At 42.9% G+C, this 25,430-nt stretch carries 23 protein-coding genes and 5 pseudogenes; 24 read left to right on the top strand and 4 right to left on the bottom strand.

The annotated features are described in order from the left end of the window. Nucleotides 1-76: 76 nt before the first annotated feature. Nucleotides 77-523 carry a hut operon transcriptional regulator HutP gene (hutP, locus tag MKY10_RS21060; RefSeq protein ID WP_048655061.1) on the bottom strand — a complete coding sequence of 149 codons (447 nt, stop codon included), beginning with the start codon at nucleotides 521-523 and terminating at the stop codon, nucleotides 77-79. 387 nt (nucleotides 524-910) lie between these two features. Here hutP and deoA point away from each other — a divergent pair. The 12 genes and pseudogenes from deoA to MKY10_RS21000 all read left to right on the top strand — a co-directional run. Continuing rightward, a pseudogene (deoA, locus tag MKY10_RS21055) lies at nucleotides 911-1,054 on the top strand (pyrimidine-nucleoside phosphorylase); the annotation flags it as partial. A 103-nt stretch (nucleotides 1,055-1,157) separates the two neighbouring features. Continuing rightward, a complete protein-coding gene (locus tag MKY10_RS21050; RefSeq protein ID WP_024572283.1) occupies nucleotides 1,158-2,288 on the top strand; it encodes a hypothetical protein in 1,131 nt (376 codons plus the stop codon). A 113-nt stretch (nucleotides 2,289-2,401) separates the two neighbouring features. Beyond that, nucleotides 2,402-2,590, top strand: coding sequence for a hypothetical protein (locus tag MKY10_RS21045; RefSeq protein WP_236833408.1), 189 nt, complete (start codon nucleotides 2,402-2,404; stop codon nucleotides 2,588-2,590). 70 nt (nucleotides 2,591-2,660) lie between these two features. After that, nucleotides 2,661-4,070, top strand: coding sequence for an arabinan endo-1,5-alpha-L-arabinosidase AbnB (abnB, locus tag MKY10_RS21040; RefSeq protein ID WP_339225991.1), 1,410 nt, complete (start codon nucleotides 2,661-2,663; stop codon nucleotides 4,068-4,070). Nucleotides 4,071-4,359: 289 nt separating this feature from the next. After that, entirely contained in the window at nucleotides 4,360-4,725 is a 366-nt protein-coding gene (locus MKY10_RS21035; RefSeq protein WP_015714992.1) for a DUF5082 family protein, read from the top strand. Between the two features lie 11 nt (nucleotides 4,726-4,736). Next, on the top strand, nucleotides 4,737-5,006 hold the full coding sequence (locus tag MKY10_RS21030; protein WP_003218942.1) for a YwqI/YxiC family protein: 270 nt from the start codon (nucleotides 4,737-4,739) through the stop codon (nucleotides 5,004-5,006). 19 nt (nucleotides 5,007-5,025) lie between these two features. Next, complete coding sequence (locus MKY10_RS21025) at nucleotides 5,026-6,654, top strand: T7SS effector LXG polymorphic toxin (RefSeq protein WP_048654823.1); 1,629 nt, start codon at nucleotides 5,026-5,028, stop codon at nucleotides 6,652-6,654. A 21-nt stretch (nucleotides 6,655-6,675) separates the two neighbouring features. Further along, the gene (locus tag MKY10_RS21020; RefSeq protein WP_015250872.1) at nucleotides 6,676-6,993 is read left to right on the top strand and encodes a hypothetical protein; all 318 of its coding nucleotides are present in this window, start codon (nucleotides 6,676-6,678) and stop codon (nucleotides 6,991-6,993) included. A gap of 183 nt (nucleotides 6,994-7,176) precedes the next feature. Continuing rightward, a pseudogene (locus tag MKY10_RS21015) lies at nucleotides 7,177-7,644 on the top strand (T7SS effector LXG polymorphic toxin); the annotation flags it as partial. Nucleotides 7,645-8,067: 423 nt separating this feature from the next. Further along, nucleotides 8,068-9,897 (top strand): PTS beta-glucoside transporter subunit IIABC, encoded by a 1,830-nt coding sequence (gene bglP / locus MKY10_RS21010; RefSeq protein ID WP_048654822.1) that lies wholly within the window; start codon nucleotides 8,068-8,070, stop codon nucleotides 9,895-9,897. A gap of 22 nt (nucleotides 9,898-9,919) precedes the next feature. Continuing rightward, nucleotides 9,920-11,329, top strand: a complete 1,410-nt coding sequence (gene bglH / locus MKY10_RS21005) for an aryl-phospho-beta-d-glucosidase (protein ID WP_048654829.1) — start codon at nucleotides 9,920-9,922, stop codon at nucleotides 11,327-11,329. A gap of 102 nt (nucleotides 11,330-11,431) precedes the next feature. Further along, nucleotides 11,432-11,878 (top strand): universal stress protein, encoded by a 447-nt coding sequence (locus tag MKY10_RS21000; protein WP_003227162.1) that lies wholly within the window; start codon nucleotides 11,432-11,434, stop codon nucleotides 11,876-11,878. Nucleotides 11,879-11,911: 33 nt separating this feature from the next. Here the strand turns inward: MKY10_RS21000 and MKY10_RS20995 are convergent, their stop codons facing one another. Then, on the bottom strand, nucleotides 11,912-12,643 hold the full coding sequence (locus tag MKY10_RS20995; RefSeq protein WP_048654821.1) for a 2OG-Fe dioxygenase family protein: 732 nt from the start codon (nucleotides 12,641-12,643) through the stop codon (nucleotides 11,912-11,914). A 167-nt stretch (nucleotides 12,644-12,810) separates the two neighbouring features. Here MKY10_RS20995 and MKY10_RS20990 point away from each other — a divergent pair, with 167 nt between their 5' ends. The 9 genes and pseudogenes from MKY10_RS20990 (at nucleotide 12,811) to dbpA (ending at nucleotide 19,661) form a co-directional block, all read left to right on the top strand. Beyond that, nucleotides 12,811-13,554 carry an SDR family oxidoreductase gene (locus MKY10_RS20990; RefSeq protein WP_048654820.1) on the top strand — a complete coding sequence of 248 codons (744 nt, stop codon included), beginning with the start codon at nucleotides 12,811-12,813 and terminating at the stop codon, nucleotides 13,552-13,554. A gap of 67 nt (nucleotides 13,555-13,621) precedes the next feature. After that, nucleotides 13,622-14,554 carry a DMT family transporter gene (locus MKY10_RS20985; protein WP_048654828.1) on the top strand — a complete coding sequence of 311 codons (933 nt, stop codon included), beginning with the start codon at nucleotides 13,622-13,624 and terminating at the stop codon, nucleotides 14,552-14,554. Nucleotides 14,555-14,881: 327 nt separating this feature from the next. Beyond that, nucleotides 14,882-15,175: pseudogene (locus MKY10_RS20980) on the top strand (DNA-binding protein); the annotation flags it as partial. A gap of 17 nt (nucleotides 15,176-15,192) precedes the next feature. Beyond that, nucleotides 15,193-15,681, top strand: coding sequence for a DUF2716 domain-containing protein (locus tag MKY10_RS20975; protein WP_072692803.1), 489 nt, complete (start codon nucleotides 15,193-15,195; stop codon nucleotides 15,679-15,681). A gap of 26 nt (nucleotides 15,682-15,707) precedes the next feature. Next, nucleotides 15,708-16,005: pseudogene (locus MKY10_RS20970) on the top strand (YxiJ family protein). A 15-nt stretch (nucleotides 16,006-16,020) separates the two neighbouring features. Beyond that, nucleotides 16,021-16,473 (top strand): hypothetical protein, encoded by a 453-nt coding sequence (locus MKY10_RS20965; protein WP_029726173.1) that lies wholly within the window; start codon nucleotides 16,021-16,023, stop codon nucleotides 16,471-16,473. A 17-nt stretch (nucleotides 16,474-16,490) separates the two neighbouring features. Then, nucleotides 16,491-16,619 (top strand): annotated as a pseudogene (locus MKY10_RS20960) (hypothetical protein); the annotation flags it as partial. A gap of 371 nt (nucleotides 16,620-16,990) precedes the next feature. Then, nucleotides 16,991-18,139 (top strand): GDSL-type esterase/lipase family protein, encoded by a 1,149-nt coding sequence (locus tag MKY10_RS20955; RefSeq protein WP_029726175.1) that lies wholly within the window; start codon nucleotides 16,991-16,993, stop codon nucleotides 18,137-18,139. 82 nt (nucleotides 18,140-18,221) lie between these two features. Beyond that, on the top strand, nucleotides 18,222-19,661 hold the full coding sequence (gene dbpA, locus MKY10_RS20950) for an ATP-dependent RNA helicase DbpA (protein WP_029726176.1): 1,440 nt from the start codon (nucleotides 18,222-18,224) through the stop codon (nucleotides 19,659-19,661). An 18-nt stretch (nucleotides 19,662-19,679) separates the two neighbouring features. On the opposite strand, the gene MKY10_RS20945 is transcribed toward dbpA, so the two are convergent. Continuing rightward, on the bottom strand, nucleotides 19,680-20,966 hold the full coding sequence (locus tag MKY10_RS20945; protein ID WP_029726177.1) for an MFS transporter: 1,287 nt from the start codon (nucleotides 20,964-20,966) through the stop codon (nucleotides 19,680-19,682). 206 nt (nucleotides 20,967-21,172) lie between these two features. On the opposite strand from MKY10_RS20945, the gene MKY10_RS20940 reads away from it, so the two are divergent. The 3 genes from MKY10_RS20940 (at nucleotide 21,173) to bglS (ending at nucleotide 23,806) form a co-directional block, all read left to right on the top strand. Further along, nucleotides 21,173-21,853, top strand: a complete 681-nt coding sequence (locus MKY10_RS20940) for a hypothetical protein (protein ID WP_029726178.1) — start codon at nucleotides 21,173-21,175, stop codon at nucleotides 21,851-21,853. A 95-nt stretch (nucleotides 21,854-21,948) separates the two neighbouring features. Next, nucleotides 21,949-22,782 (top strand): transcriptional antiterminator LicT, encoded by an 834-nt coding sequence (licT, locus tag MKY10_RS20935; RefSeq protein WP_003242598.1) that lies wholly within the window; start codon nucleotides 21,949-21,951, stop codon nucleotides 22,780-22,782. Between the two features lie 295 nt (nucleotides 22,783-23,077). Further along, on the top strand, nucleotides 23,078-23,806 hold the full coding sequence (gene bglS / locus MKY10_RS20930; protein WP_339225990.1) for a beta-glucanase: 729 nt from the start codon (nucleotides 23,078-23,080) through the stop codon (nucleotides 23,804-23,806). Nucleotides 23,807-23,963: 157 nt separating this feature from the next. Here bglS and citH read toward each other — a convergent pair whose 3' ends face one another. Further along, the gene (gene citH, locus MKY10_RS20925) at nucleotides 23,964-25,244 is read right to left on the bottom strand and encodes a citrate transporter CitH (protein ID WP_003227205.1); all 1,281 of its coding nucleotides are present in this window, start codon (nucleotides 25,242-25,244) and stop codon (nucleotides 23,964-23,966) included. Between the last annotated feature and the right edge of the window lie 186 nt (nucleotides 25,245-25,430).

Here is a 25,430-nt window from a genome sequence, read left to right as displayed (position 1 = left end):
CCATACAAAAAGGAGCTATGCTGTGAACTTCTGTTTTCACGCATAGCCCCCTATCGTCTAAGATCTATGGGCTGTTTCATATGTGATTAATTCCAACACCGAATGTCTCGTGCTCAAGACCTTTAATCGGCGCCCCGATTGTTCCGTAAAGCGAGACAGCAATCCAATCGCCTTCCTCTTCACTTTCATAAGGATTTCCCCTCAAAACGGCAAACCTCAAGCCCACCGTCCTAAGCAGCGATCCCAGCAGCATTTCACCTCTGGTCACGCCATGCAAAGCTTCCATCGTCGCATGATAAAGCGCATGTGACTCCCGATAACCCTCAGATTGAATGACACCGCTCTTTTTGGAAGCGGTTTCAATTGCGGCTACTACTTTATGCGCGTCCATTGATCCTACCTTGCCAAGACAGACCCTCCATCCGTCTCGCTCCAGCTCCTCAACCTGCGTACTTTCTTCCGCCTCATTCAGCAGCAGGAGAACAGACAGCCGGCCGATCCGACGCTCTTTGTGTAATGTCATATATGAATCACTCAATTCTGAAATATTCTGATAACTATTAACTGAGTATTATATTAAGTGTTTATTTCACAGAAGTCAAAAGTTTTTTTACATTCTTTATCATGGTAGATTGGTAATGTGATATAGAAGCTTCACCATACAACATTCCAAAAGTCCGCAACATCATCGAACTGATCTATGCCCCCGAGATTGGCACCTGATCTAATCGTTTCTGAAGTTCATGCGGAGATTACAATAGCCGCGCTGGGATCACCTATCCGTTTGAATTCGAAAAACTCCGACCGCGGTCTTGGACATACGGGAGGAACAATTGACAAACTGGAAGCTATTAAAAGGGTTTCTTTCACGTGGGACTTTCGTAACAAGACTATCAATCTTGTGAATAGCGACAAGGTTGAAAAAGGCGAACCTCTCGTTACGCTTTATGCCTACCAGGAAAATGTCGATGAAGTCATCGCGAAAGTATGTGACAATATCCGTATCGCAGCAGAGCTGAAGGTGCCGAAGCTGATTCATACATTAATTAAGGAATTAAAAGATAAGACTAAAAGACAGATCATAATTTGTAACGATCTGTCTTTTATTTTATTGTATAATTATGTTATTAACTAAGGATTAAAGGAGTTTTTTAGTTTTGAATAGTTTAGCCAGAATATTAACAATAGTCTCAGATCTCCGATTTTTCTATATTTTGTTTATACCAGTAATAATTGAAAATTATTTTGTGCCTGATTTTCAGAGCAACTTTTTTGAGGCTCTCTTAAAATTGTTTATTAGTGTAATATTAATCCTGATTGTTTGTTTATTAATCTTTTTTCGTTGTAAATATATCTATACTATGTATACAACAAGTAACAAATTACTTGATTATTATTTTATTGATAACACTAAGGAGTACCAAAAAAAATTTAAAGAAATTAAACTTTCTATTACGACAACCTTTTTGGTTATTATTAATGTAATTATATTATATTTTCATCAAGATCATATATTTATGAAATACATTGAAGGCTTTTTGTGTTTCTATTTATTAGTTACCTTTTTTAGGCACATGCAAAAAAGAAGTAAAGGTAATATGGAAAGAATAATAATTATTTCATTTAGACTAATATTCGAGCCACTGCTTCAGCTTCTATTAGTTCTGCAATTTTTTGAATACTTAGGTCAAATATCGGAAAAGCTAAAAGATTTTATTCTTCCTTTTGTAATAGAATATTTAAAAATTCACAATGAGAATCTGGTTATTTCAATCGAAGTTCTTATAAACACAATATTTTTTACATCAATACTTTTAGTTTTTTTGCTTGTATATATAGTTATCTTTCAACCGTCAATTAATTTGAATAAATACATAAATATTCTTAGCATGTTTAATTCAATTATTGTACTTGTTAATTTAGCTAATATGACTGTTAATATATTTGAATTTAATAAAATTCACCTAGAAGGGCTTTCAGTGCATGTTGCGATTATTAGTTTCCCAATAGTTACAAGTATTATGATAGTAAGGAATGTACTAGACCAACAAAAAAGAAAAAGAGAAAAAGTTGCAAAAAAATTGTTTATAAATGTGCTTAGAAAAATAAGTGACAAGCAAAAAAAGTCTAGTTTTAATGTTGATACCTTAGTTTTAGAAATGAAAAAATGCTGTGTATTTGGTGGGGATAATTATATATTGTTGTTTTACAGTAATCCTAAAACAGAAAGTATAGTAAAAAGGCTAGAATACCAAAAGGAAGTAAGATCCTATATAAGAAACAAATAAAACTAATATATAGCTCTCTTTAGATTGTGTCACTCGTTGAGAGTCAAAAGCATCTATGCTATTAATCCAGAATGTTTGGTCAAAGGATTCATTATGCCAATGGAAAAACAGAGTTGATTGAAGAAGGAGAAACTGTAAAAGGGTTGAACTATGAAGTAGAGGATATACAAGCAGCAGTCCTGCACCAAACAGACAGCCAGACCATCAGTCTCTCCCTGGATGTCATGAGCATCATGGACAATTTAAGGGAACAGTGGGGAATCACCTATCCGTTTGAATATGAAAACATTCGGCCTTCCTAAAGGGCCGGTGTTTCTTCATAGAAAATGTAAGCGTTTAAAATTTAATAAAAAAGAGAGGCGAATTGTTTAGATGTTCAACCGATTGTTTCATGTATGTTTTCTTGCAGCTCTTATCATGGCCTTCACCCTGCCAAACTCCGCCAATGCACAAAAACCCGTATTTAAAGAAGTCAGCGTTCATGATCCTTCCATCATTGAAACAAACGGCACCTATTATGTTTTTGGATCTCATCTCGCTTCAGCGAAATCGAATGACCTCATGCAATGGCAGCAGCTGACCACCAGCGTAAGCAATGACAACCCACTGATCCCGAATGTCTATGAAGAATTAAAAGAAACCTTCGAATGGGCGCAATCCGATACTCTTTGGGCTGCTGACGTCACGCAGCTGGCGGACGGCAAATACTACATGTACTACAACGCCTGCCGCGGCGATTCGCCAAGATCCGCCATGGGTGTTGCCGTTGCTGACAACATCGAAGGCCCATACAAAAACAAAGGCATTTTTTTGAAATCAGGAATGGAAGGCACAAGCAGCGATGGAACACCGTATGACGCAACCAAACACCCGAATGTCGTCGACCCGCATACCTTCTTTGATAAAGACGGCAAGCTGTGGATGGTGTACGGATCATACTCAGGCGGCATTTTCATACTTGAAATGAATCCGAAAACGGGCTTCCCGCTTCCTGGGCAGGGCTACGGCAAAAAACTGCTCGGCGGCAACCACAGCAGAATCGAAGGCCCGTATGTTCTCTACAATCCAGACACCAAATACTACTACTTATACCTATCATATGGCGGTCTTGATGCAACAGGCGGCTATAACATCCGTGTGGCCCGCTCCAAGAAACCAGACGGCCCTTACTATGATGCAGAAGGCAATCCAATGCTCGACGTCCGCGGCAAAGAAGGCACATTCTTCGACGACCGTTCCATCGAACCATACGGCGTCAAACTCATGGGCAGCTACACTTTTGAAACAGAAAATGAAAAAGGCACCGGGTACGTCTCACCAGGCCACAACTCCGCATACTATGACGAAAAAACCGGGCGTTCCTATTTAATCTTCCACACCCGCTTCCCGGGCAGGGGTGAGGAACACGAAGTCAGAGTCCACCAATTGTTCATGAATAAAGACGGCTGGCCGGTAGCAGCGCCCTATCGTTATGCGGGCGAAACACTGAAAGAAGTAAAACAAAAAGATATCACAGGAACATACAAACTCATCCAGCACGGAAAAGACATCTCAGCCGACATCAAACAAACCATCATTATCCAGCTCAACAAAAACCACACCATTTCCGGGGAAATGACCGGAACATGGCAGAAAACCGGAAAAAACACAGCCGACATCACGTTAGCTGGCAAGAAGTATAACGGGGTATTTTTACGCCAGTGGGATTCGGTGAGAGAGAAGAACGTCATGACGTTTAGTGTTTTGAATGGCAACGGTGAGGCTGTATGGGGATCTAAATAAGATGGAGAAGGCGCTTTTTTATGAGCTTTATTGACTATAAGAAATGGTTGAGCGAGAGAAAAAACAGAAGTGATTGCGGGGTTCAAGACCTAAACGAAAAGTCCCCATTATGATGATTCTCCCTCTTACAAAGTTATGAAATTGAATTTTTAGCTATTTAGAACCGGTATAAAGTTCCTCAAGACAATCCTTTTTACCTATTTATCCAATATGACCCATCATGTAATATGAAAATAGTCTGTATTGTAAAGAATTGACACAGTTTGATAGAAACACGAGGTGTTGCGGCATGCATAGTGAAATGTTGTTACATTCGGTAAAAGCCGACTTACATGAAAAGCAGGAACAGATCCATCAATTAAAACGAGTGCTGCACGAAATCAGGCAAATCAAACACGAATTCTCCGAGGCCCAGCATCTCATTCACCGGCCTCATCTTAACCGGGAGGCATGGAGAGGAACACATGCTCAGCGGTTTGAAGATATTCGTGAAGGAATGAACAAAGCATATCAGCAAATCAAAAGCGATCAAGTCAACGGAATCATCGAAAGCATAGAAGGAAAAATCCACTCATTAGAGGGCGATGTCTATTCCATAAGACGCCAAATTACGAGGATAGAGCATGAAATAGAGAAGGAAAAACATAAAAAGTGAGGTGAGCACAAATGGCACAGGAAATTAAAATGGTGTATGGCACAGTGAAGCAAGGGCTTTCTCAGCTCAAGAATTCAGCTGAACTCAAGTCCTCCTTACCCGGCCATCTCTCAGGCAGAAACCATTTGAATGTTGTGAAGTCCATCGAGCAATTAAATAAGGACATCAAAGAGCTCACTGAAGCATATGCGTCTGTTCTGGCCAAGCATATCGCACAAACGGAAAGCGCGGTAAACGCCATGAAGGAAACGGACGAAAACATATCATCTTCCATGAAATAAAGCGCGGGAGGACAAGGGATTGAAAACATTAGATGTCCACGCTCTTCACGAGGGCATTCAGCATACGATTGAGAAACTGGACAAGCAAAAACAACAGCTGGAGAAGCTGGAAAAAAGCGTTGAGCATCTGGCAGGCATGAAGGATGCGCTGAAAGGAAAAGGCGGAGATGCCATCCGGACCTTTTACGAGGAGTGCCACAAGCCTTTTCTCCTTTTCTTTGGCATGTTTATCGACGAATACAAAAAAGTGCTGAAACAAACCCAGCATGCGATTTCCTCTGTAGAATCTGACTCCCACGGCATGATCGCAGAGGCTTTTCTCTCACACGATGCGAGACATGGGGTCAAGCATGCACGAGAAGTGACAGAGCAGCTCACTGACGCAGTCAATCGCCAAACATCAGCCATCGATCACATCGTCAGCCTGCCGACAGTCAATGATTCCTTTTTTCGGATGGAAACAGAACAGGCTGAGCGGCTGATTTCAGACACCCTGAATAAGCTCTTTCAATTTGACGGCCAGCAAACCCAAGCATTAGAAACCGCAAAATCAGATTTTCAAACGATGAAAAAATATATAGACCAGCTCGGAACCATGTATACCGGTCCGAAAATTGAAATCACAGGCTACAAAAGCGGCTCTATCCTGAAATCACAGGAAGAAGAAAACATCAACCAAACCTTCGGCGGCATTAACTCGCAAATGAAGCAGCCGGATGATTCACCGATGGAGATGATGCTGAAGAAAATAGAGAAACATAAGCAGTCCAACGTTGATATCGTGATGAAGGATGGCAAACAACAGAAGATCGAGCGTGAGATTCATGCTGATGACAGTAACGTAACTGTATTACAGAAAGAAGCAGCAGCTCACCCGAAAGTCTATGGAGACATACGGGTGATAAATGATAAACTATATAATAATAAAAGATTAAAAAAGATAGATACGATAGAAGTGATTGACGAACTAACTCGCAATACTGCAAGCATCGACTATGTCGGCGGCAAATATTATGTTTATGAAAACGGCCAGATCGTAAGAGAATTCTATGCTGGAGGGAAAAAGCGGCTAGAAGAAGTGTCTTACATACCAGAGGATAAAGTAGGCGGAGCTAAGCCAATTGATTCGTTTCTTGCCGGAACTCAATATGAATTTATTGAGTGGGTAAGTCCTCAGGGCGCTATTAAAAAATTGGCGGTCCGAGGCGGGAAGCGTGTTGTCACAGATGTGGCTAAACATGTTGCGGAGAAGGAAAGTAAGGGTGAGGTTAATAAAGTTGCTTCTAAGGGTAAGGGTGAAATTGGTTGGAACATGTCAAAAGGCGGAGGAGAAATAAATGGAAGAAAGTATTCTCAGCATGCTTTGGAAAGAATGGCACCTGATATTCCTGAAGTAAAAGCTACTTTAACAAGTAGAGCAATTAAAAAAGCTGAAGAATTAGGATATAAACCACAAACAAAAGAATTTAGTGATTTTATCAAAAAATATGTTGACCCAAGAAATATTTCACCTTCAGTTATTGAAGACGCTATAATGAATACGAAAAAGATACCTGGTAATAGAAGCGGAACGTTTGTTCATGAAACACTGGATGTCAAAGTAATAATAAATGAAGCAGGCGATGTTATCACAGTTATACCGAAATAATTAATAAAAGGATGAATACAAATGTTTATAAAGTATGATGAATATGATCTATTAGAACTTTTTCAAAGTGAGCCGGTGAGTATAACAGGCAATATAGATGATGGAGAATTAATTTATACTTACAAAGATGACCAAAATTTCAAGGTGATTTTAACTTTAGATGTATATAAGCAAACGAGTAGTCTAAGTATTACATTTAATGATTCTATAGTATTTACAGGTGATTTTAATAATGTAACAAGTATAAAAAAAGATGACAAAGTTATGGTAATGAATGTGGGTCAAGAAGAGAGACTTAAAGTTAAATTTTGCAAACAAGTTGGAGTGGAGTTACTTTAAAATAGCCTTATTTTATTAGAAAGAATATATAAAACAATTATGATATTCTCTCAGATAAATCAGTAGGTGAAGTAGTTGATACTTCTAAATATAATGTTATTGTTATCATACCTTGACTGGCTATATGCCTTTCAAGGTTTTTTAATAAAAATAATCTTTTATAAAGCTAATTCATAAACCCTTCTCCTTTTCTTTGGCATGTTTATCGACGAATACAAAAAAGTACTGAAACAAACACAGCATGCGATTTCCTCTGTAGAATCTGACTCTCACGGCATGATTGCAGAGACTTTTCTCTTGAGGAGGATATACATGGAATATGATCCTTTAATAAAAGCGTTAAAAGAGTATAAAGATAGTGACTTGATAATAGAGTGGGATAGTGGATTAAAGATTATTGGTGAACCAGACACACTCTTTGAAACAGACAATGGGTTGGATGACGATGATGTGAATTTTATCGAATATTATGCAGTTACATTTCAAGTAAATGATATTTTAGCTCATCCTACTAGTGAAGAAAGTAGTTTATATAATTGGTTAATACAAAAGAAAGGTTCATTAGTTGAAATTTCACTTTATGATGATCCGCCAAGTGCAGTTTTTTTAACTGACGGAGAAAGTATATGGAAAAGGGATAGTCAAAAATAAAACATATACCTTGATGGGCTAAATTGCCTTTCAAGGTTTTTTACTTTTATATTAAGTCAGCTGATATATTTGATAGTATTTTCAGAAAAATAAAACAAAATATACAAAATGGCTTCCCTCTATAACAAAGCAGTCCTCAATAAGTAATTCCCTTTAGTCAAAACTCAAAAATGAAAGCGTTGACATCCGATAAATCTAGTGCTAAAGTATACCTACAAACAAATAAAACGACCCGTCAGGATTGTTACTGCGAAAGCAGGCAAAACCTAAATGGTGCAGGTGCAGGAGGAGACTCTCGCAATCTGTGTCATTTAGGTTTTTTTTATTCTCTTTTAGGAGGTGATGCAGCATTTGATAGAAAAAAAGCTGGTGAAAGGCGGCCACCTTTCATCCAGCAGTCCCCCATAAAAAGGAGGTATACACATGGATTATGATAAATTATCGAAGGACATATTACAACTCGTAGGCGGTGAAGACAACGTTCAGCGCGTGATCCACTGCATGACGAGGCTGCGTTTTAATCTTCATGAAAACGCGAAGGCGGATCGCAGTCAGCTGGAGCAGCTGCCTGAAGTGATGGGCACCAATATCAGCGGCGAGCAGTTTCAAATCATTATCGGAAACGATGTGCCGAAGGTGTATCAGGCGATTGTGCGGCACAGCAATCTCAGTGATGAAAAGAGCGCTGGTTCATCCTCTCAGAAAAAGAATGTGCTGAGTGCGGTCTTTGATGTGATTTCTGGTGTGTTTACCCCGATTCTGCCTGCGATTGCGGGAGCGGGAATGATCAAAGGGCTTGTGGCGCTGGCAGTCACGTTTGGCTGGATGGCGGAGAAGAGCCAGGTTCATGTCATTTTGACGGCTGTCGGTGACGGTGCGTTCTACTTCCTGCCGCTCCTGCTAGCGATGAGTGCGGCGAGAAAATTCGGAAGCAATCCGTACGTCGCGGCAGCCATTGCGGCGGCGATCCTGCATCCGGATTTGACAGCCCTGCTCGGTGCGGGGAAACCGATTTCCTTTATCGGGCTTCCTGTAACCGCTGCCACTTATTCGTCAACGGTCATCCCGATTTTGCTGGCGATTTGGATTGCTTCGTACGTAGAAAAATGGATTGACCGTTTTACACACGCATCTCTCAAATTGATTGTGGTTCCGACATTCACGCTATTGATTGTCGTGCCGCTGACATTGATTACAGTCGGTCCGCTTGGCGCTATTTTAGGAGAATACTTGTCTTCTGGGGTCAATTATTTGTTTGATCATGCAGGGCTTTTGGCGATGATTTTGCTGGCGGGAACGTTCTCTTTAATCATTATGACGGGCATGCACTATGCCTTTGTGCCGATCATGATCAACAACATCGCTCAAAACGGCCACGATTATTTACTGCCGGCTATGTTTTTGGCGAATATGGGGCAGGCGGGAGCATCATTTGCCGTCTTCCTTCGCTCCAGAAACAAAAAATTTAAATCACTCGCGCTTACCACAAGCATCACGGCGCTGATGGGGATTACAGAACCTGCGATGTACGGCGTGAATATGCGACTGAAAAAGCCGTTTGCGGCCGCTTTGATTGGCGGTGCAGCCGGTGGCGCGTTTTACGGCATGACGGGTGTTGCTTCCTATATCGTCGGGGGTAATGCAGGTCTCCCGAGCATCCCTGTCTTTATCGGCCCAACGTTTATTTACGCGATGATCGGCCTTGTGATTGCGTTTGCGGCGGGAACAGCAGCTGCGTATTTGCTTGGATTCGAGGATGTGCCTTCTGACGGCAGCCAGCAGCCGGCAGTGCATGAAGGCAGCAGAGAGATCATTCACAGCCCGATTAAGGGAGAAGTGAAAGCATTAAGTGAAGTCAAAGACGGAGTGTTTTCTGCCGGGATCATGGGAAAAGGATTCGCCATTGAGCCTGAAGAAGGAGAAGTTGTGTCGCCTGTTCGTGGAAGCGTTACCACCATTTTTAAAACAAAACACGCAATTGGCATTACGAGTGATCAGGGAGCTGAAATACTCATACACATTGGATTGGACACGGTGAAGCTGGAGGGACAATGGTTCACGGCTCACGTCAAAGAAGGCGACAAGGTCGCACCGGGAGATCCGCTCGTGTCCTTTGATCTGGAGCAAATCAAAGCCGCGGGATATGACGTCATTACCCCGGTGATCGTGACCAACACAGACCAATATTCATTTTCGCCGGTAAAAGAGATCGGTAAAGTACAGACAAAAGAAGCGCTGCTTGCTTTATCTTGAAAAAACTAATGGGGTGATCAATATGAGTTCAAACGCAAAACGATTTCCAGAAGGATTTTTATGGGGCGGCGCAGTTGCTGCCAACCAAGTGGAGGGTGCTTATAACGAGGGTGGTAAGGGGCTTTCGACAGCTGACGTATCGCCGAACGGGATCATGTCTCCATTTGATGAATCAATGACTTCCTTGAATCTGTATCACAACGGGATTGACTTTTATCATCGTTATAAAGAGGACATCGCCTTATTTGCAGAAATGGGATTTAAGGCGTTCCGCACATCGATTGCATGGACGAGAATTTTTCCGAATGGCGATGAAGAGGAGCCCAATGAAGAAGGCCTCAGCTTTTATGATGATCTGTTTGATGAGCTGTTAAAGCATCATATTGAGCCTGTCGTAACCATCTCTCATTATGAAATGCCTCTCGGTTTAGTGAAAAATTATGGCGGCTGGAAGAATCGCAAAGTCATAGAGTTTTATGAACGCTATGCCAAAACGGTTTTTAAACGCTATCAACACAAAGTGAAGTATTGGATGACGTTCAATGAAATTAACGTGGTGCTCCATGCGCCGTTTACCGGAGGCGGTCTTGTCTTTGAAGAAGGAGAAAACAAATTAAACGCGATGTACCAGGCGGCACATCACCAATTTGTGGCCAGTGCTCTTGCTGTCAAAGCGGGCCACGACATCATTCCGGATTCGAAAATCGGCTGTATGATAGCGGCAACGACAACCTATCCGATGACTTCTAAGCCGGAGGATGTCTTCGCGGCAATGGAGAATGAGCGCAAAACACTTTTCTTCTCAGATGTTCAGGCAAGAGGCGCATACCCGGGATATATAAAACGCTATCTGGCAGAAAACAATATTGAAATTGAAATGGCTGAAGGCGATGAAGAGCTCTTGAAAGAACATACTGTGGATTATATTGGATTCAGCTACTACATGTCGATGGCGGCGAGCACAGATCCGGAAGAGCTTGCAAAATCAGGGGGCAACCTGCTGGGCGGAGTCAAAAACCCTTACCTCAAATCATCAGAATGGGGCTGGCAAATTGATCCGAAAGGCTTGCGCATCACGCTCAACACCTTATACGACCGTTATCAGAAGCCGCTGTTCATCGTTGAAAACGGCCTTGGCGCTGTAGACAAGGTTGAAGAGGACGGCACGATTCAGGACAATTACAGAATCAACTATCTGCGTGATCATTTAATTGAAGTGCGCGAAGCCATTGCGGACGGCGTTGAATTAATCGGATACACATCATGGGGGCCAATTGACCTTGTCAGCGCATCTACTGCGGAAATGAAAAAACGCTACGGTTTCATTTATGTGGACCGGGACAATGAAGGAAATGGAACATTTAATCGCATCAAGAAAAAAAGCTTCAACTGGTATCAGCAGGTCATCGCCACAAACGGAGAGAGTCTCTGACAATTTTTTGAAAGCTCATGCACTTCAATTGACAATAACGAAATGCAGGCGGACAATAAAAAAGAAAGATGAACCACCCACAGTCCGAAAGGCGGGAAGAGCATGTTTAACAAAATGTTAGTAGCGATTGACGGATCAGACATGAGTGCAAAAGCGCTTGATGCCGCAGTGCATTTGGCAAAAGAGCAGCAAGCGGAACTAAGCATTCTTCATGTGGGGAGAGAAGCCGTCGTCACGACTTCTTCTCTGACGGGAATTGTCTATGTGCCTGAACACTTTATTGATGAAATCAGGAACGAGGTTAAAAAAGAGGGCCTGAAAATCCTTGAAAATGCAAAAGAAAAAGCAGCCGAAAAAGGCGTTCAAGCTGAAACCATTTACGCGAATGGCGAGCCGGCGCATGAGATACTAAATCACGCAAAAGAGAAAGGCGTCAGCCTGATTGTAGTTGGCAGCCGGGGGATCAGCGGCCTGAAAGAAATGATGCTTGGAAGCGTCAGCCATAAAGTGTCTCAATTATCAACATGCCCGGTTTTGATTGTTCGATAGATTTGTAAAAAAAGCGCCCTTGGGCGCTTTTTTTTATCTGTTAGAAAATGTAACTAATAATATATCTCGATGCGCGCCATCTGCATTGGCAGTGCCGACCGGTGTAACCGCATGAAAGACCTTTTGCCCGAGAGCAAGTGTCTCAAGCGGTTCTGTCAGCCGCAGCACTTTATCAATTTGCTTAACAGACGGAGCAATTAAGTTGTCTCCTCCGATGGCATCCTCACTCAGTTTAAACAGATGGACGAAAACAAGCGGTTCATCGTCACGATGCAGCCAAATGGGTGAGCTGTATGAAGGCGCGTCAGGTGTCACTTGATATCTGACTTGGTGAAGCCCGACGATCACTTCTTTCTCCCAATCTACAAAATCGGTTTGGCGGGCCATTTCTACATTTGAATGTATCATTTGCCGCGTTACAGGATGCTGTAGAAACTCATCTGATATTTTTTCAAATTGTCTGACGATACCGCCATCATCATAATTATATTCTTTTGATTGGAAATATCCATTATCCGGATCTAATTCAAGAGTGTCGGAGTGAGGAGCCAAAATGTAGCGGGAATGCGCTCTGTAACGGCCGCCTCCTTTAGGATCAGCTTTCAAAGCATCATATGTAAGCTGTAATTTGCGGACTGCGGCGTCTGTAGTTTTTTGCCGGTAGAAATCTGCTGGGATATACGAATAGCCGTTTTCCTTTAAAAAAGAAGCATATTTAGAAATATCGGATGTCAACTCTTTTTGTACGTTTGAAACTTGAACCATATGAATCTCTCCTTAAAAAGTAGATGATTTTTTTAGTAATTTCCTGTATGATAGAAAATGTGGAAAATAGAGGATGTAGTGCAATGCTAAATTATTTGTAATATATTGTCAAATAATAATATTCAGATTATTACAAATTACCAAAATGAAAAAAGGCAGAATGTAAAATGATGAAGAAAAAGAATATAATGATAACTGGGGCAAATAGCGGAATCGGCTTTTCAGCGGTAAAGCAATTTTTAGCAGAAGGCTTTCGGGTTGTAGGAGTAGATATTCAAACGAATAAAATGTCAGAATTTATAGTAAACAGTGACTTTTACATGGAAAAAGCAGACTTGTCTGATGTTCAGCAGGCGGAATCTTTGATGCCAAAGCTAGAACAAAGCCAATTGATTCCGGACATCTTAATTAATGCAGCAGGGATAAGGGAAATCACCCCTGTTCTTGAATTATCAGCAGAATCATTCAAAAAAGTCATAGACATTAATCTCACGGCAGCCTTTATTCTTTCTCGGGACGCGGCAAGGCTGTGGTCAAAGCTGGGAAAACGAGGCTGTATAATCAACATCGCCTCTGTGTCCGGGCTGATGGCAGAGCCTGCGCGGGCTGCCTATGTGTCTTCCAAGCATGCGATCATCGGACTGACGAAGCAGCTCGCTATGGAGTTCGGATCAAAGGGGATCAGGGTGAATAGCATTTCACCGGGCGTGATCCAAACAGAATTAACGGAAGAGTATTTTCAAGACGATGAAATGGTTCAGCTGATCAAGGATAACCATGCCCTTCATACGTGGGGGCAGCCGAGTGATATCGTTTCCTGTATGAAGTATTTGGCTTCTGATGAGGCGCACTTTATTACAGGTTCAAACTTTGTCATAGACGGCGGCTGGACGGCCGGCAAGAAACTATAAAAAAAGGAAAAGCACCTTGCAGTTGGGGTGCTTTTCCCTATACATAATTGGAGGTAGAATACGCTTGATGCAGCAAGATCTCTCAATCACACCAAAACAAAAATCAACAGCCGTAATCAAAATGGTCATCTCTATGGTGATTTTCGGCTCCATCGGCTTTTTCTCAGAGCATACCAATCTGCCGTCATTTGAATTGGTCTTTGTCCGCTGCCTTTGCGCGACGCTGTTTTTAGGCCTTTGCTGGCTGGCGTCCGGCCAGTATAAAACTGAAAAATGGAGCAAGAGAGACGTGCTGCAAACATTGGCGTGCGGTTTCTTTCTTGTATTCAACTGGGTGTTTTTATTTAAGTCTTTTGAAGAAACGTCTGTTACAATTGCCATCTCCGTTTATCATCTAGCGCCGGTGCTTGTTCTTCTTCTGGGGAGCTTCTTCTACAGAGAGAAATTAAATGTGATCTCCGTCAGCTCCATTATCATCTGCTTTCTGGGAACTGCGCTGATTTCAGGGATTAACGGCAGCACTTCATTGACACAGCTGATGGGATCAGGGATCATATGGGCCGTTCTCGCCGCACTGTTTTATGCGTTCACCACTTTATTGGGAAAAGGTATTCACAATCTCAGTCCTTACACGACCACCTTCTTGCAGACGGGTTTAGGGGTTATCATCCTGATTCCGTTTATTCACTTTGGCGCTTTTGCTGACCTATCTCAGGGAAACTGGATTATGGTGGTATCTACCGGCATCATCCATACGGGTATTGTATATTTGTTGTTTTTTGACAGTTTACGATTTTTATCAACGAAATTTATTTCAATCATTGTATTTCTCGACCCCGCTGTCGCGATCGTGCTCGATACCGTATTCACAGGCTTCCGCCCTGACCTCTATCAAACGCTTGGCATCGTGCTGATCTTTGCGGGCATGGCCTTGACGCTTGTCAGGAGGCAGGGGAAGGCGAATGTGACAGCTGAGGGTACGGATATTGAACAAATGTAATAATAGAAAATGTAAAAAGGCCTATGCGGCCTTTTTTTGATTCTTAAAATAACATAAACATTCCAGAAAAATATTGTAATCCTATTCCAATGAAGCTAACATGTTAAATCAATAATACAGTTATTTCAAATTATTGGTACGGAAAAAAGCTTTCTCAATTAGTAAAAGGAAAAGTGAATGTACTATTTTGATGAAATATCAACTCTTAATGACTATGATTGGCTTAAAAAAAATATAAAACAATAGAGCATATAATATATTGAAAACTTAGTTGGTATTAAAAAGCGATAGTAATGATTATATATACTCTGCAAATTTAAAAACTAAGACGACACGGTCGTGAGACGGGTATGGATTCTGTCGGATAAAGAGCCGAACTCAGAAGCATTTTATCAGCTTGCGATATCTGAAGAAGGTTTTTTGGTTGGGACGTTCAATTGTTACAGTGAAGAGCTTGAGTCGTCTCTTTATTTGATTTCTGCCGATGTGAGTCAAGAGATGGAAGAGATAACATGCTGTGACTCGAACGGTGAAGCCCTAGACATTCAACAGCTGAAACTGACAAGCAACGCTGTTTACGCAGTGGCCTCTTCTGGTGTTTATAAGCAGGATATCCAATAAGGTGTAGGGATGAGATTATGATGAATTGGCGCGCTTTAAGTCAGACAAAACAAGACCGCATCTGGTCAGAAGTGAACAAGATCATAAAATGGAAGCCCGGAAGCAGATGTCATCACATCATCCCGCCTGATCCATATCGAGTGTTTGATATCTCAAGCGCGATGAGCAGTAAAGCTGGTCATAATGATGTGAGCGGAGTGCTAAGTGATTTAGAGACTTCTATTTTAAAAGCATTTCAATTAGGTACTGGAAAGAACGATGTAATGTACGCACTAGATTGGCAGCATGACGGATATACCTTTAGTCCTCATCAGGCAATGCCTAAGGATGAATTTGGCGAATGGCCTGTTCCCGTATTTCCAAATGGAGACTATTATTTCTTTTTTCATCAGGACTTCTCCTGGGGACTTTTGGGAGACCCGTGGAAATTGACAATCACTGTGTTTGGTGAAGAGCTGTTGGAGGCGATAGATAATAATCCGCCTATCCTGTTTCAAGATAAATGAGTTTGTTGCGGAGGGAGAGGATCAACGTGCTTCAAAAGCTGAAAAAAAGACAGCAAGTGCTTGAAGAAAAGCCGTATCCTGATGAATTGTACGGCTTTGAAACGGAAATCTATGAGTTTTTTATGCTAGTTGATGGCAGTTTGGATTATGTGCTGGCGAATAAAAGGATGTCCGGGCATCAGCGGCGTTCGTTGGAGAAAAGCTTTTTTGAGCTGTATCCTGACATACTTCCGGATATGATCAAAAACGATAAGGATCTGTATCATCAACATTCTCTTGTATGAACAAGTCAGACAAGAGATTTGCGTTGCGCTATCCAACTGATAAGGGGAAGATTTTATGGAAATAACCTCTATAAGCAGTATTGGCAATTTGGACATGATCGAGCTTAAGTCTGACCAAACCGTTATGTCATGCGAACTTGAAGATGCAGAGTCGTTTTATCGTTTTTGGGCAGGGCTTGCCTACGATCGAATCATGATACAGGTAATAACGACTGGTTCATTTATAGAAGACCTGTCCGAGTACTTTGAAGGTTATGCTTACAAGGTGATAAAACTAGCGAAAAGAGAACTCCATTTCCAATCCATATTACAGAGAGCAGATTGTGACATTGCAGGACTTCTCTTTCTGTTAGCTTCCATCAATGATGATGTTTTTCTGATCACTGATCCTCAACCGGATAAAAGCTATTTTTCAGAAGGGAAGCTCCAATGCCTAACGGACTCAGGCGAACGGATCATATGGTTTGAATACGATGCTGCGGAGATCTATATGGTTGGAGGTAACTAAAAATAGGAGGAATTCATTTGAATATCACACAATACGAGAAATTGAAAAAGCATCTTTCTGATGAGGATACAGGTCCATTTACATTAAACGAGTTTTCTTTCTATATGAAAGAAGATGATCGTTATATTCAAATTCCTGTGTTTGAATTAAAACTATCAGCTCAAACCTGTGACATTCATTTGCGGTTTGAAGACATTAGTGTATCAAAGCTGGATGACCTTGAATCCATCGATGCGGTTGAGTTGGAGATTGAACCGACTGACGATCAATGGGAAAGACTCCGTTATTATGTGTATGATCAAGAAGATCAGATGAGTTTCTATTGCGGAGGTTGGGATGTGATCAAGTGTGACAAGAAGTCACACTGATTTTCCCCTTTTTTTGCTTGAGACCCCCTTTTTAAATATGGCACATCAATTTTATTTTTCAACGCCATTTTTTTCTGCATTCAGTCATCATAAAGAAACAATCATCGAGTATGCATTAATGTATGCGTTTTCATAGAGGGGGAGTCTTGATGAAAAAATGGATGGCAGCGGTTTTTGTGATGATGCTGATGCTGTGTTTTGGCGGGAATGAGAGTGTGAAGGCGGCGGAGCCGAAGGTGTATCAATTTGACTTTGGAATCGGTTCGGTGGAGCCTGGTTATATTGGTGTCAGGGCATCTGATCGGTATGACCGGTCAAAGGGCTACGGTTTTCAAACATCGGAGAATATGAGGGATGTGGCGGCATCCGGGGCTGGTGTGAAGAGTGATGCGGTTCAGTTTTTAGCGTATGGGACGAAAAGCAATAACACGTTTAATGTGGATCTCCCGAATGGCCTTTATGAGGTGAAGGTGACGCTTGGCAATACGGCAAGGGCCAGTGTGGCGGCGGAGGGCGTGTTTCAGGTCATCAATATGACAGGGGATGGCGCGGAGGATACGTTCCAAATTCCTGTCACCGACGGGCAGCTGAATCTACTGGTGACAGAGGGGAAAGCCGGCACCGCTTTTACGCTTAGCGCCTTGAAAATAAAGAAATTGTCTGATCAGCCGGTGACGAACCGAACCATTTATGTCGGCGGCGACTCGACGGTGTGCAATTATTATCCGCTCAACAGCAGCAAGCAGGCGGGCTGGGGGCAGATGCTGCCTCACTATATCGATAAACACACCTTTCAAGTGAGAAACATGGCGTCCGGCGGGCAGATCGCGAGAGGGTTCAGAAATGATGGACAGCTTGAGGCGATCCTGAAGTATATTAAACCGGGGGATTATTTTATGTTGCAGCTTGGAATTAATGACACAAATCCAAAGCACAATGAATCTGAAGCGGAGTTTAAAGATATGATGCGTGATATGATTCGTCAGGTGAAAGCGAAAGGAGCCGACGTCATCCTGTCAACGCCTCAGGGCCGGGCGACCGATTTTACTTCTGAAGGCATCCATTCGTCTGTAAACAGATGGTACAGGGCCTCTATTTTGGCTTTGGCCGAAGAGGAAAAAACACATCTCATTGACTTAAATGTCCTCAGCTCGGCATACTTTACATCGATCGGTCCGGAAAGAACACTCGGGCTTTATATGGATGGAGATACGCTGCATCCGAACCGCGCGGGGGCCGACGCACTGGCACGATTGGCTGTTCAGGAGCTAAAACGCCAGGGAATCGATGGCTTTTAACACATCATATTTTCGACAAAACACATATGCCTTCGTCAATTAGAGTATAATGAGAACATCTGCAAGAGACAGGAGTTTATACATGAGTCATTTTAAAAACTATCAAATCAGTCATGACATTTTACGAGCACTGGAAGGACTAGGATATACAGAACCGACCAAGGTGCAGCAGAGCGTGATCCCCGCTGCCCTTGAACGAAAGGATCTTGTCGTCAAATCACAGACGGGAAGCGGGAAAACGGCTTCGTTCGGGATTCCTCTCTGTGAGCTGACGGATTGGGATGAAAACAAGCCGCAGGCGCTTATTTTAACTCCAACCCGTGAGCTTGCGGTGCAAGTAAAGGAAGATATCACGAACATCGGACGATTTAAACGGATCAAAGCGACAGCCGTATTTGGAAAATCCTCCTTTGATAAACAAAAAGCTGAGCTTAAGCAAAAAAGCCACATTGTTGTCGGCACGCCGGGCCGTGTTCTGGATCATATCGAAAAAGGCACGCTGCCGTTGGATCGTCTCTCTTATTTGGTCATTGATGAAGCGGATGAGATGCTGAATATGGGCTTCATTGAGCAGGTGGAGGCGATTATCAAGCATCTTCCGACTGAGCGTACGACGATGCTGTTTTCGGCGACGCTGCCGCAGGATATCGAGAAGCTGAGCCGTCAATATATGAAAAACCCGGAGCATATCGAAATCAAAGCGGCCGGGCTTACCACAAGAAATATTGAACATGCGGTGATTCAAGTAAGAGAAGAGCATAAATTTTCATTGCTGAAAGATGTGCTGATGACGGAGAATCCCGACAGCTGCATCATTTTCTGCCGAACGAAAGAGCACGTCAATCAGCTGACCGATGAATTGGATGACTTAGGATATCCATGCGATAAAATTCACGGCGGAATGATTCAGGAAGACCGATTCGACGTCATGAATGAATTTAAACGTGGCGAGTACCGTTATTTAGTCGCGACGGATGTCGCCGCGCGCGGGATTGATATTGAAAATATCTCCCTTGTCATCAACTATGATCTGCCGCTTGAAAAGGAAAGCTATGTCCACCGCACGGGCCGAACGGGACGCGCAGGGAACAAAGGAAAGGCCATCTCGTTTGTCACGGCCTTCGAAAAACGGTTTTTAGCCGACATTGAAGAATATATCGGATTTGAAATCCAAAAAATAGAAGCACCTTCTCAAGAGGAAGTAGCAAGGAAGAAACCAGAATTTCTAGCTAAACTGAATGACCGTCCGGAAAGCAAAAAGGACAAAAGCGAAGAGCTGAATAAAGACATTATGAAGCTGTATTTTAACGGCGGAAAGAAAAAGAAAATCAGAGCCGTTGATTTTGTAGGAACGATTGCCAAAATTGACGGTGTGTCAGCTGACGACATCGGCATCATTACGATCATGGATAACGCCTCATACGTTGAGATTTTAAATGGTAAAGGCCCTCATGTTCTCAAAGTGATGAAGAACACAACCGTCAAAGGGAAAAAGCTGAAGGTGAATAAAGCGAATAAATAATGAATGACCTGCTCCCAGTTAAAGGGGCAGGTCATTTTGCTGCTGGCTGACATCGGCGCTGGTCTCCTCCGGAACAAAGGCAAGAATCACAATACCAATTACAAACAAAATGATCAGACTGAACACCGCAGTCGAGGATTTCCCGGTCAGCTGGGCGGTAACGGCAATGAGCAGCGGCCCCATAATTGAGGCGAATTTTCCAAAAATGTTGTAGAAGCCAAAGAATTCATTGGCGTGGCGCTTTGGCACAAGCTTGGCGAAATAGGAACGGCTGAGGGCTTGAATGCCGCCCTGCGAGGTGGCGACAAGCATAGCCAGTATCCAGAAATCAAGCGTTGTCTTCATAAAATAGGCATACACGCAAACAATCATATAAATGACGATCCCGACGTACAGCATGGTCTTCCCCGTGAAGCGTTCTGCCAGTTTTCCGAATATAATCGAAAACGGTGCAGCGACCACCTGAGTGACAAATAGGATGATCAGAAGGCTTGAGGAACCGATCCCTAAATCTGATCCATAGGATGTCGACATCGTAATAATTGTGCCGACTCCGTCGATATAAAAGAAATAAGCGAGCAAGAAGAGGAAAAGTGCCCGGTATTGCCTGATCCGTTTCATCGTTTGGCCGAGCCGCTTAAAGCTGTTGATGACAATATGAGGTTCTTTTTTGATGTAATAGCGTTGATGGACATGTTTAATCATTGGGATGGTGAACAGCCCCCACCAGGCAGCCGTTATGAAGAAGGACAGCTGGCTTGCGGCCGATACAGACACTGGAATAGTCTCTGCTTGCGCGAGCAGGATGACAGCAATGCTGATGATAAATGGAATCGTGCTTCCGATGTATCCTAAGCCAAATCCCCGTGCCGAGACGAGATTCATCCGCTTCTCAGGCGTGACGTCCACGAGAAAGGCATCATAAAACACATTGGCGCCGGAAAAACCGATAGCCGATATCGTATAAAACAGCAACAATAGCAGCCAATGTTCACTAGGGATAAAGGCGAGCATCGCGGTACTGGCGACACCGGCTGACACAAAGAAACCGAAGAACTTTTTCTTGCACCCTTCATAGTCGGCGATTGTGCCTAAAATAGGGCCGAGCATCGCAAGAATAAACGTTGAAATCGCAATGGTATAGCCCAGATAGGCAGTCGATTGAGCGGCGCTGACACCGCTTTCCGCAGCTGCTGATTTATAAAATAACGGAAATACCGCGGTGGTCACGACAATTGAGTAAGCAGAATTTGCCCAGTCATATAACACCCAGCTGTTTTCTTGTTTCGTAAAACGTTTCATCATCAGAGCCCCTCTCCGGTAACGATACTTCTATTGTACGAGAAATGGGCCTGAAAAGAATGGAATGCACGTCAATTTTTACAAAATATTTATGTTTTTTCGCTTCAAATCATACTTTTGATTTATTGCTGGGGTTAGGTGCATCTGGTACCATTTAACTATATTTTATGGTATTTTCCAGAAGGGATTCAGCAGAGAGGAGACAGAGCATGAGGCGAATAGGCTTGTGTATAAGCCTGCTGGTCACAGTTCTTGTGATGAGCGCATGCGAAAGTGAAGGTGAGGCTCAGATGTTCGTAGACTGTGATCAAAAGACAGTAAAACAAACCGCAGCCAAACCGATGAGCAGTAAGAAAAAGCAGGATTTCCAAGCCCTCACAAGCGACAGGCAGCTGGCCATTGTGTTCAGTTCCATGATACAAGTGAGCGAAGCATTTGATTATGGAATCGGCAATCCAGAATACTTCGTGCGAATCAGCATGACTGAAGAAGAAGCAGACATTGCGAAGGAGAATCTCGAATCGATTAAGCTTGAGAACAAATCGCTCAAAAAACAAAACAGCGAGGCGGTTGCCTTGCTTCAAAAAACGCGTAATCAAGACATGAGCCGCATCGAAATTCAGCAGCTGACAGAAAATAGAGCCGCTTTTTTTGAGACCGCAGACAGTATGATCAAACTCATCGGCCAAGTCACACCGAAAAACGCGAAGAAGACAAGACAGCAGCTGGATCAGCTGAAAAAACAATATACACAATACAACGCTGAAAGCATTAAAATCATGAACAGCATTGTCAAAAAGCAGAAAGCTGACAAGGCATCATTTGAACGCCATCTGGAGGCGCTGCTTCAAAAACAGCCCGGGCAGCAGGTACGGAGTGAATTGTACTGACCCGCTTCCGTCTTTCCCTGATGATATTGACCTAGTACAAAAAGAATGTACAATCAAGATATAGTCTGTTCTCAGTAGATTTGGAGGGACATGCCATGAAAATTGCGAAGGTGATCAACAATAATGTGATCAGCGTGGTCAATGAACAGGGGAAAGAATTGGTCGTCATGGGCAGGGGGCTCGCGTTTCAGAAAAAGTCCGGCGATGATGTCGATGAAGCCCGCATTGAGAAAGTGTTCACGCTCGATAACAAGGATGTATCAGAAAAGTTCAAAACCCTTTTGTATGATATACCGATCGAGTGTATGGAAGTATCCGAAGAGATTATCAGCTACGCAAAATTACAGCTCGGCAAAAAGCTCAACGACAGCATCTATGTGTCGCTGACCGACCATATTAACTTTGCCATCCAGCGCAACCAGAAAGGGCTTGATATCAAAAACGCCTTGCTGTGGGAAACAAAACGGCTGTACAAAGACGAATTTGCGATCGGCAAAGAAGCGTTGGTTATGGTAAAAAACAAGACTGGTGTGTCTCTGCCAGAGGATGAAGCGGGCTTTATTGCTCTGCATATTGTAAATGCCGAGCTGAATGAAGAGATGCCCAATATTATCAACATTACAAAAGTCATGCAAGAGATTTTGAGTATTGTAAAATACCATTTTAAGATTGAATTCAACGAAGAATCGCTTCACTATTATCGGTTCGTCACCCACTTAAAATTTTTCGCGCAGCGTCTATTTAACGGCACTCACATGGAAAGCCAGGACGATTTTTTGCTGGATACAGTGAAAGAGAAGTATCATCGCGCGTATGAATGCACGAAGAAAATCCAAACCTACATTGAGCGGGAGTATGAGCACAAGCTCACAAGTGACGAGCTGCTGTATTTAACCATTCACATAGAAAGGGTAGTTAAACAAGCATAATGAGAGCGCTGACATTTTTGTTTCCTTGTGTTCACTTTTTCTTACATTCACATATGAAAATGCTAGGATTGTTACTGATAAAGCAGGCAAAACCTAAATTACAATGAGTGCGGATCATCTCTGTCTGTGCTGATGGTAATTTAGGTTTTTATTTTTTTCAGAGGGAAGATGATGATAGTTACAGGATTCAAGTAAGTAAGATTCGGTATTATCATTATTTTGACCGATGTTCCCTTTTAAAAGAATCATGTAAGATCAACATAGAAAACGCTTTCGATGAAAGGGGAATGCCAATATGCCTTATCTGAAACGAGTGTTGCTGCTTCTTGTCACTGGATTGTTTATGAGTTTGTTTGCAGTCACTTCTACTGCCTCGGCTCAAACAGGTGGATCGTTTTTTGACCCTTTTAACGGCTATAACTCCGGTTTTTGGCAAAAAGCAGATGGTTATTCGAATGGAAATATGTTCAACTGCACGTGGCGGGCTAATAACGTATCAATGACGTCATTGGGTGAAATGCGTTTAGCGCTAACAAGCCCAGCTTATAACAAGTTTGACTGCGGGGAAAACCGTTCTGTTCAAACATATGGCTATGGACTTTATGAAGTCAGAATGAAACCAGCTAAAAACACAGGGATCGTTTCATCGTTCTTCACTTACACAGGTCCAACAGATGGAACTCCTTGGGATGAGATTGATATCGAATTTTTAGGAAAAGACACAACGAAGGTTCAATTTAACTATTATACAAATGGTGCAGGAAACCATGAGAAGATTGTTGATCTCGGGTTTGATGCAGCCAATGCCTATCATACGTATGCATTCGATTGGCAGCAAAACTCTATTAAATGGTATGTCGACGGGCAATTAAAACATACTGCAACAAACCAAATTCCGACAACACCTGGAAAGATCATGATGAACTTGTGGAATGGCACGGGTGTCGATGAATGGCTTGGCTCCTACAATGGTGTAAATCCGCTATACGCTCATTATGACTGGGTGCGCTATACAAAAAAATAATGCCAAATGTGAAAGAGCCTGCTGCAATATAGCAGGCTCTTATGATTGTAATGAGAAGTTGTTGGCGTGAATCTTCTATTCACTCATAATATCCTATTTGATCTTCTCCCCTCTGTAAATCACGTACTCACTCAATGCTACGATCAAGCTCATACATTTAGAAAGAAATAATCCCAATCAAAAGTGCGGCAATCGTCATCACAATCGTTGTTCCTACGGCCCATTTAATAGTGAATTTTTGATGGTCGCCAAAGCTGACGCCTGCCATTCCTACCAATAGATAGGTGGAAGGCACAAGCGGGCTGAGCAGATGCACAGGCTGCCCCAGCAAGGAGGCCCTTCCGATTTCAGCGGCGTCTATTCCGTAAGCGGAAGCGGCTTCGGCGATGATGGGAAGGACACCGAAGTAAAAGGCGTCATTCGACATGAAAAAGGTGAAGGGCATGCTGACGATCGCAGTGATCAACGGCAGGTGCGGGCCCATGGCATCAGGGATGAGTGAAACGAGAGAATGCGCCATGGCATCCACCATTTTTGTGCCGGAGAGAATGCCTGTGAATATGCCCGCAGCAAACACCATCGAGACAACGTTTAACGCATTACCCGCATGCGCCGAGATTCGTTTCTGCTGCTCTTTGACATTTGGATAGTTAACCATCAAGGCAACGGCGAACGCAGTCATAAAAAGAACAGGAAGCGGCAGCAGGCTGGTGATCAGTGCGGCCATCAGAGCGACAGTCAGCAGCAGGTTAAACCATTGAAGAGCGGGACGCTTGAGCGGTGCGGCCTCCGGATCGGAAGACGGTGCGTGATCAATCGAAATGACGCCGAGCCGCTTCCGCTCTTTCTTTCCGAGGATATAAGCAACGGCGATCACCCAGAGAATGCCGGCGATCATAGCGGGAATCAGCGGCGTGAAAACCTCTGACGTGTCCAATTTTAAGGAGGCCAAAACCCTCGCAGTCGGCCCGCCCCACGGGATAATATTCATAACCCCCGAACCGAGCATCGCTATTCCCGCTAACACCAAACGGTTCATGCCGAGCCGTTTGTAGAGAGGCAGCATTGCTGCAATGGTAATCATATAGGTTGTTGTCCCATCTCCGTCCAGCGAAATGGTCATGGTCAGAACCGCTGTGCCTACGGCGATTTTTAACGGATCTCCTTTGACAAACGATAAGATTTTGGCAATGAGAGGATCAAACAGGCCCGAGTCAATCATAATGCCGAAATACAGGATGGCGAATAACAGCATGATACCGGTAGGGGCGAGGTCTGTAACGCCCTGAATCATCATCTCGCCGAGATCTTTGCCAAATCCGCTGATCAGGGCGAACACAATAGGAACGACAATCAAAGCAATAAGAGCGGAAAGCCGGTTAGACATAATAAGGTACATAAAGACAATCATCATCACAAAACCGAGTATGGCAAGCATGATATGACCTCCCCTATTCAACAGCTTTTTTGGTAAGCGCTTCCATCCTTTCTTTCTGTGAAGAAGGCTTATTTCAAATGTGTATGACCGCATATCTATATGTAGACCAAAAATCCTAATGAGCGGATTAGCAGTTTATATGAAGAACGCCACGGGTAAATGTGCTGTAGAATGTTTCGTTTTAAA

This window comes from Bacillus sp. FSL P4-0290, assembly GCF_037975435.1.
Classification (GTDB): Bacteria; Bacillota; Bacilli; order Bacillales; family Bacillaceae; genus Bacillus; species Bacillus subtilis.
Note: the sequence above shows the minus strand (reverse complement) of the source record. Positions and strands in the feature narration are given on the sequence as shown.

Bases quoted from the DNA above. Each gene is read 5' to 3' on its own strand.
- hutP (WP_048655061.1), bottom strand. From the start codon at position 523: ATGACATTACACAAAGAGCGTCGGATCGGCCGGCTGTCTGTTCTCCTG.
- abnB (WP_339225991.1), top strand. From the start codon at position 2,661: ATGTTCAACCGATTGTTTCATGTATGTTTTCTTGCAGCTCTTATCATG.
- MKY10_RS21035 (WP_015714992.1), top strand. From the start codon at position 4,360: ATGCATAGTGAAATGTTGTTACATTCGGTAAAAGCCGACTTACATGAA.
- MKY10_RS21030 (WP_003218942.1), top strand. From the start codon at position 4,737: ATGGCACAGGAAATTAAAATGGTGTATGGCACAGTGAAGCAAGGGCTT.
- MKY10_RS21020 (WP_015250872.1), top strand. From the start codon at position 6,676: ATGTTTATAAAGTATGATGAATATGATCTATTAGAACTTTTTCAAAGT.
- bglP (WP_048654822.1), top strand. From the start codon at position 8,068: ATGGATTATGATAAATTATCGAAGGACATATTACAACTCGTAGGCGGT.
- bglH (WP_048654829.1), top strand. From the start codon at position 9,920: ATGAGTTCAAACGCAAAACGATTTCCAGAAGGATTTTTATGGGGCGGC.
- MKY10_RS21000 (WP_003227162.1), top strand. From the start codon at position 11,432: ATGTTTAACAAAATGTTAGTAGCGATTGACGGATCAGACATGAGTGCA.
- MKY10_RS20995 (WP_048654821.1), bottom strand. From the start codon at position 12,643: ATGGTTCAAGTTTCAAACGTACAAAAAGAGTTGACATCCGATATTTCT.
- MKY10_RS20990 (WP_048654820.1), top strand. From the start codon at position 12,811: ATGATGAAGAAAAAGAATATAATGATAACTGGGGCAAATAGCGGAATC.
- MKY10_RS20985 (WP_048654828.1), top strand. From the start codon at position 13,622: ATGCAGCAAGATCTCTCAATCACACCAAAACAAAAATCAACAGCCGTA.
- MKY10_RS20975 (WP_072692803.1), top strand. From the start codon at position 15,193: ATGATGAATTGGCGCGCTTTAAGTCAGACAAAACAAGACCGCATCTGG.
- MKY10_RS20965 (WP_029726173.1), top strand. From the start codon at position 16,021: ATGGAAATAACCTCTATAAGCAGTATTGGCAATTTGGACATGATCGAG.
- MKY10_RS20955 (WP_029726175.1), top strand. From the start codon at position 16,991: ATGAAAAAATGGATGGCAGCGGTTTTTGTGATGATGCTGATGCTGTGT.
- dbpA (WP_029726176.1), top strand. From the start codon at position 18,222: ATGAGTCATTTTAAAAACTATCAAATCAGTCATGACATTTTACGAGCA.
- MKY10_RS20945 (WP_029726177.1), bottom strand. From the start codon at position 20,966: ATGATGAAACGTTTTACGAAACAAGAAAACAGCTGGGTGTTATATGAC.
- MKY10_RS20940 (WP_029726178.1), top strand. From the start codon at position 21,173: ATGAGGCGAATAGGCTTGTGTATAAGCCTGCTGGTCACAGTTCTTGTG.
- licT (WP_003242598.1), top strand. From the start codon at position 21,949: ATGAAAATTGCGAAGGTGATCAACAATAATGTGATCAGCGTGGTCAAT.
- bglS (WP_339225990.1), top strand. From the start codon at position 23,078: ATGCCTTATCTGAAACGAGTGTTGCTGCTTCTTGTCACTGGATTGTTT.
- citH (WP_003227205.1), bottom strand. From the start codon at position 25,244: ATGCTTGCCATACTCGGTTTTGTGATGATGATTGTCTTTATGTACCTT.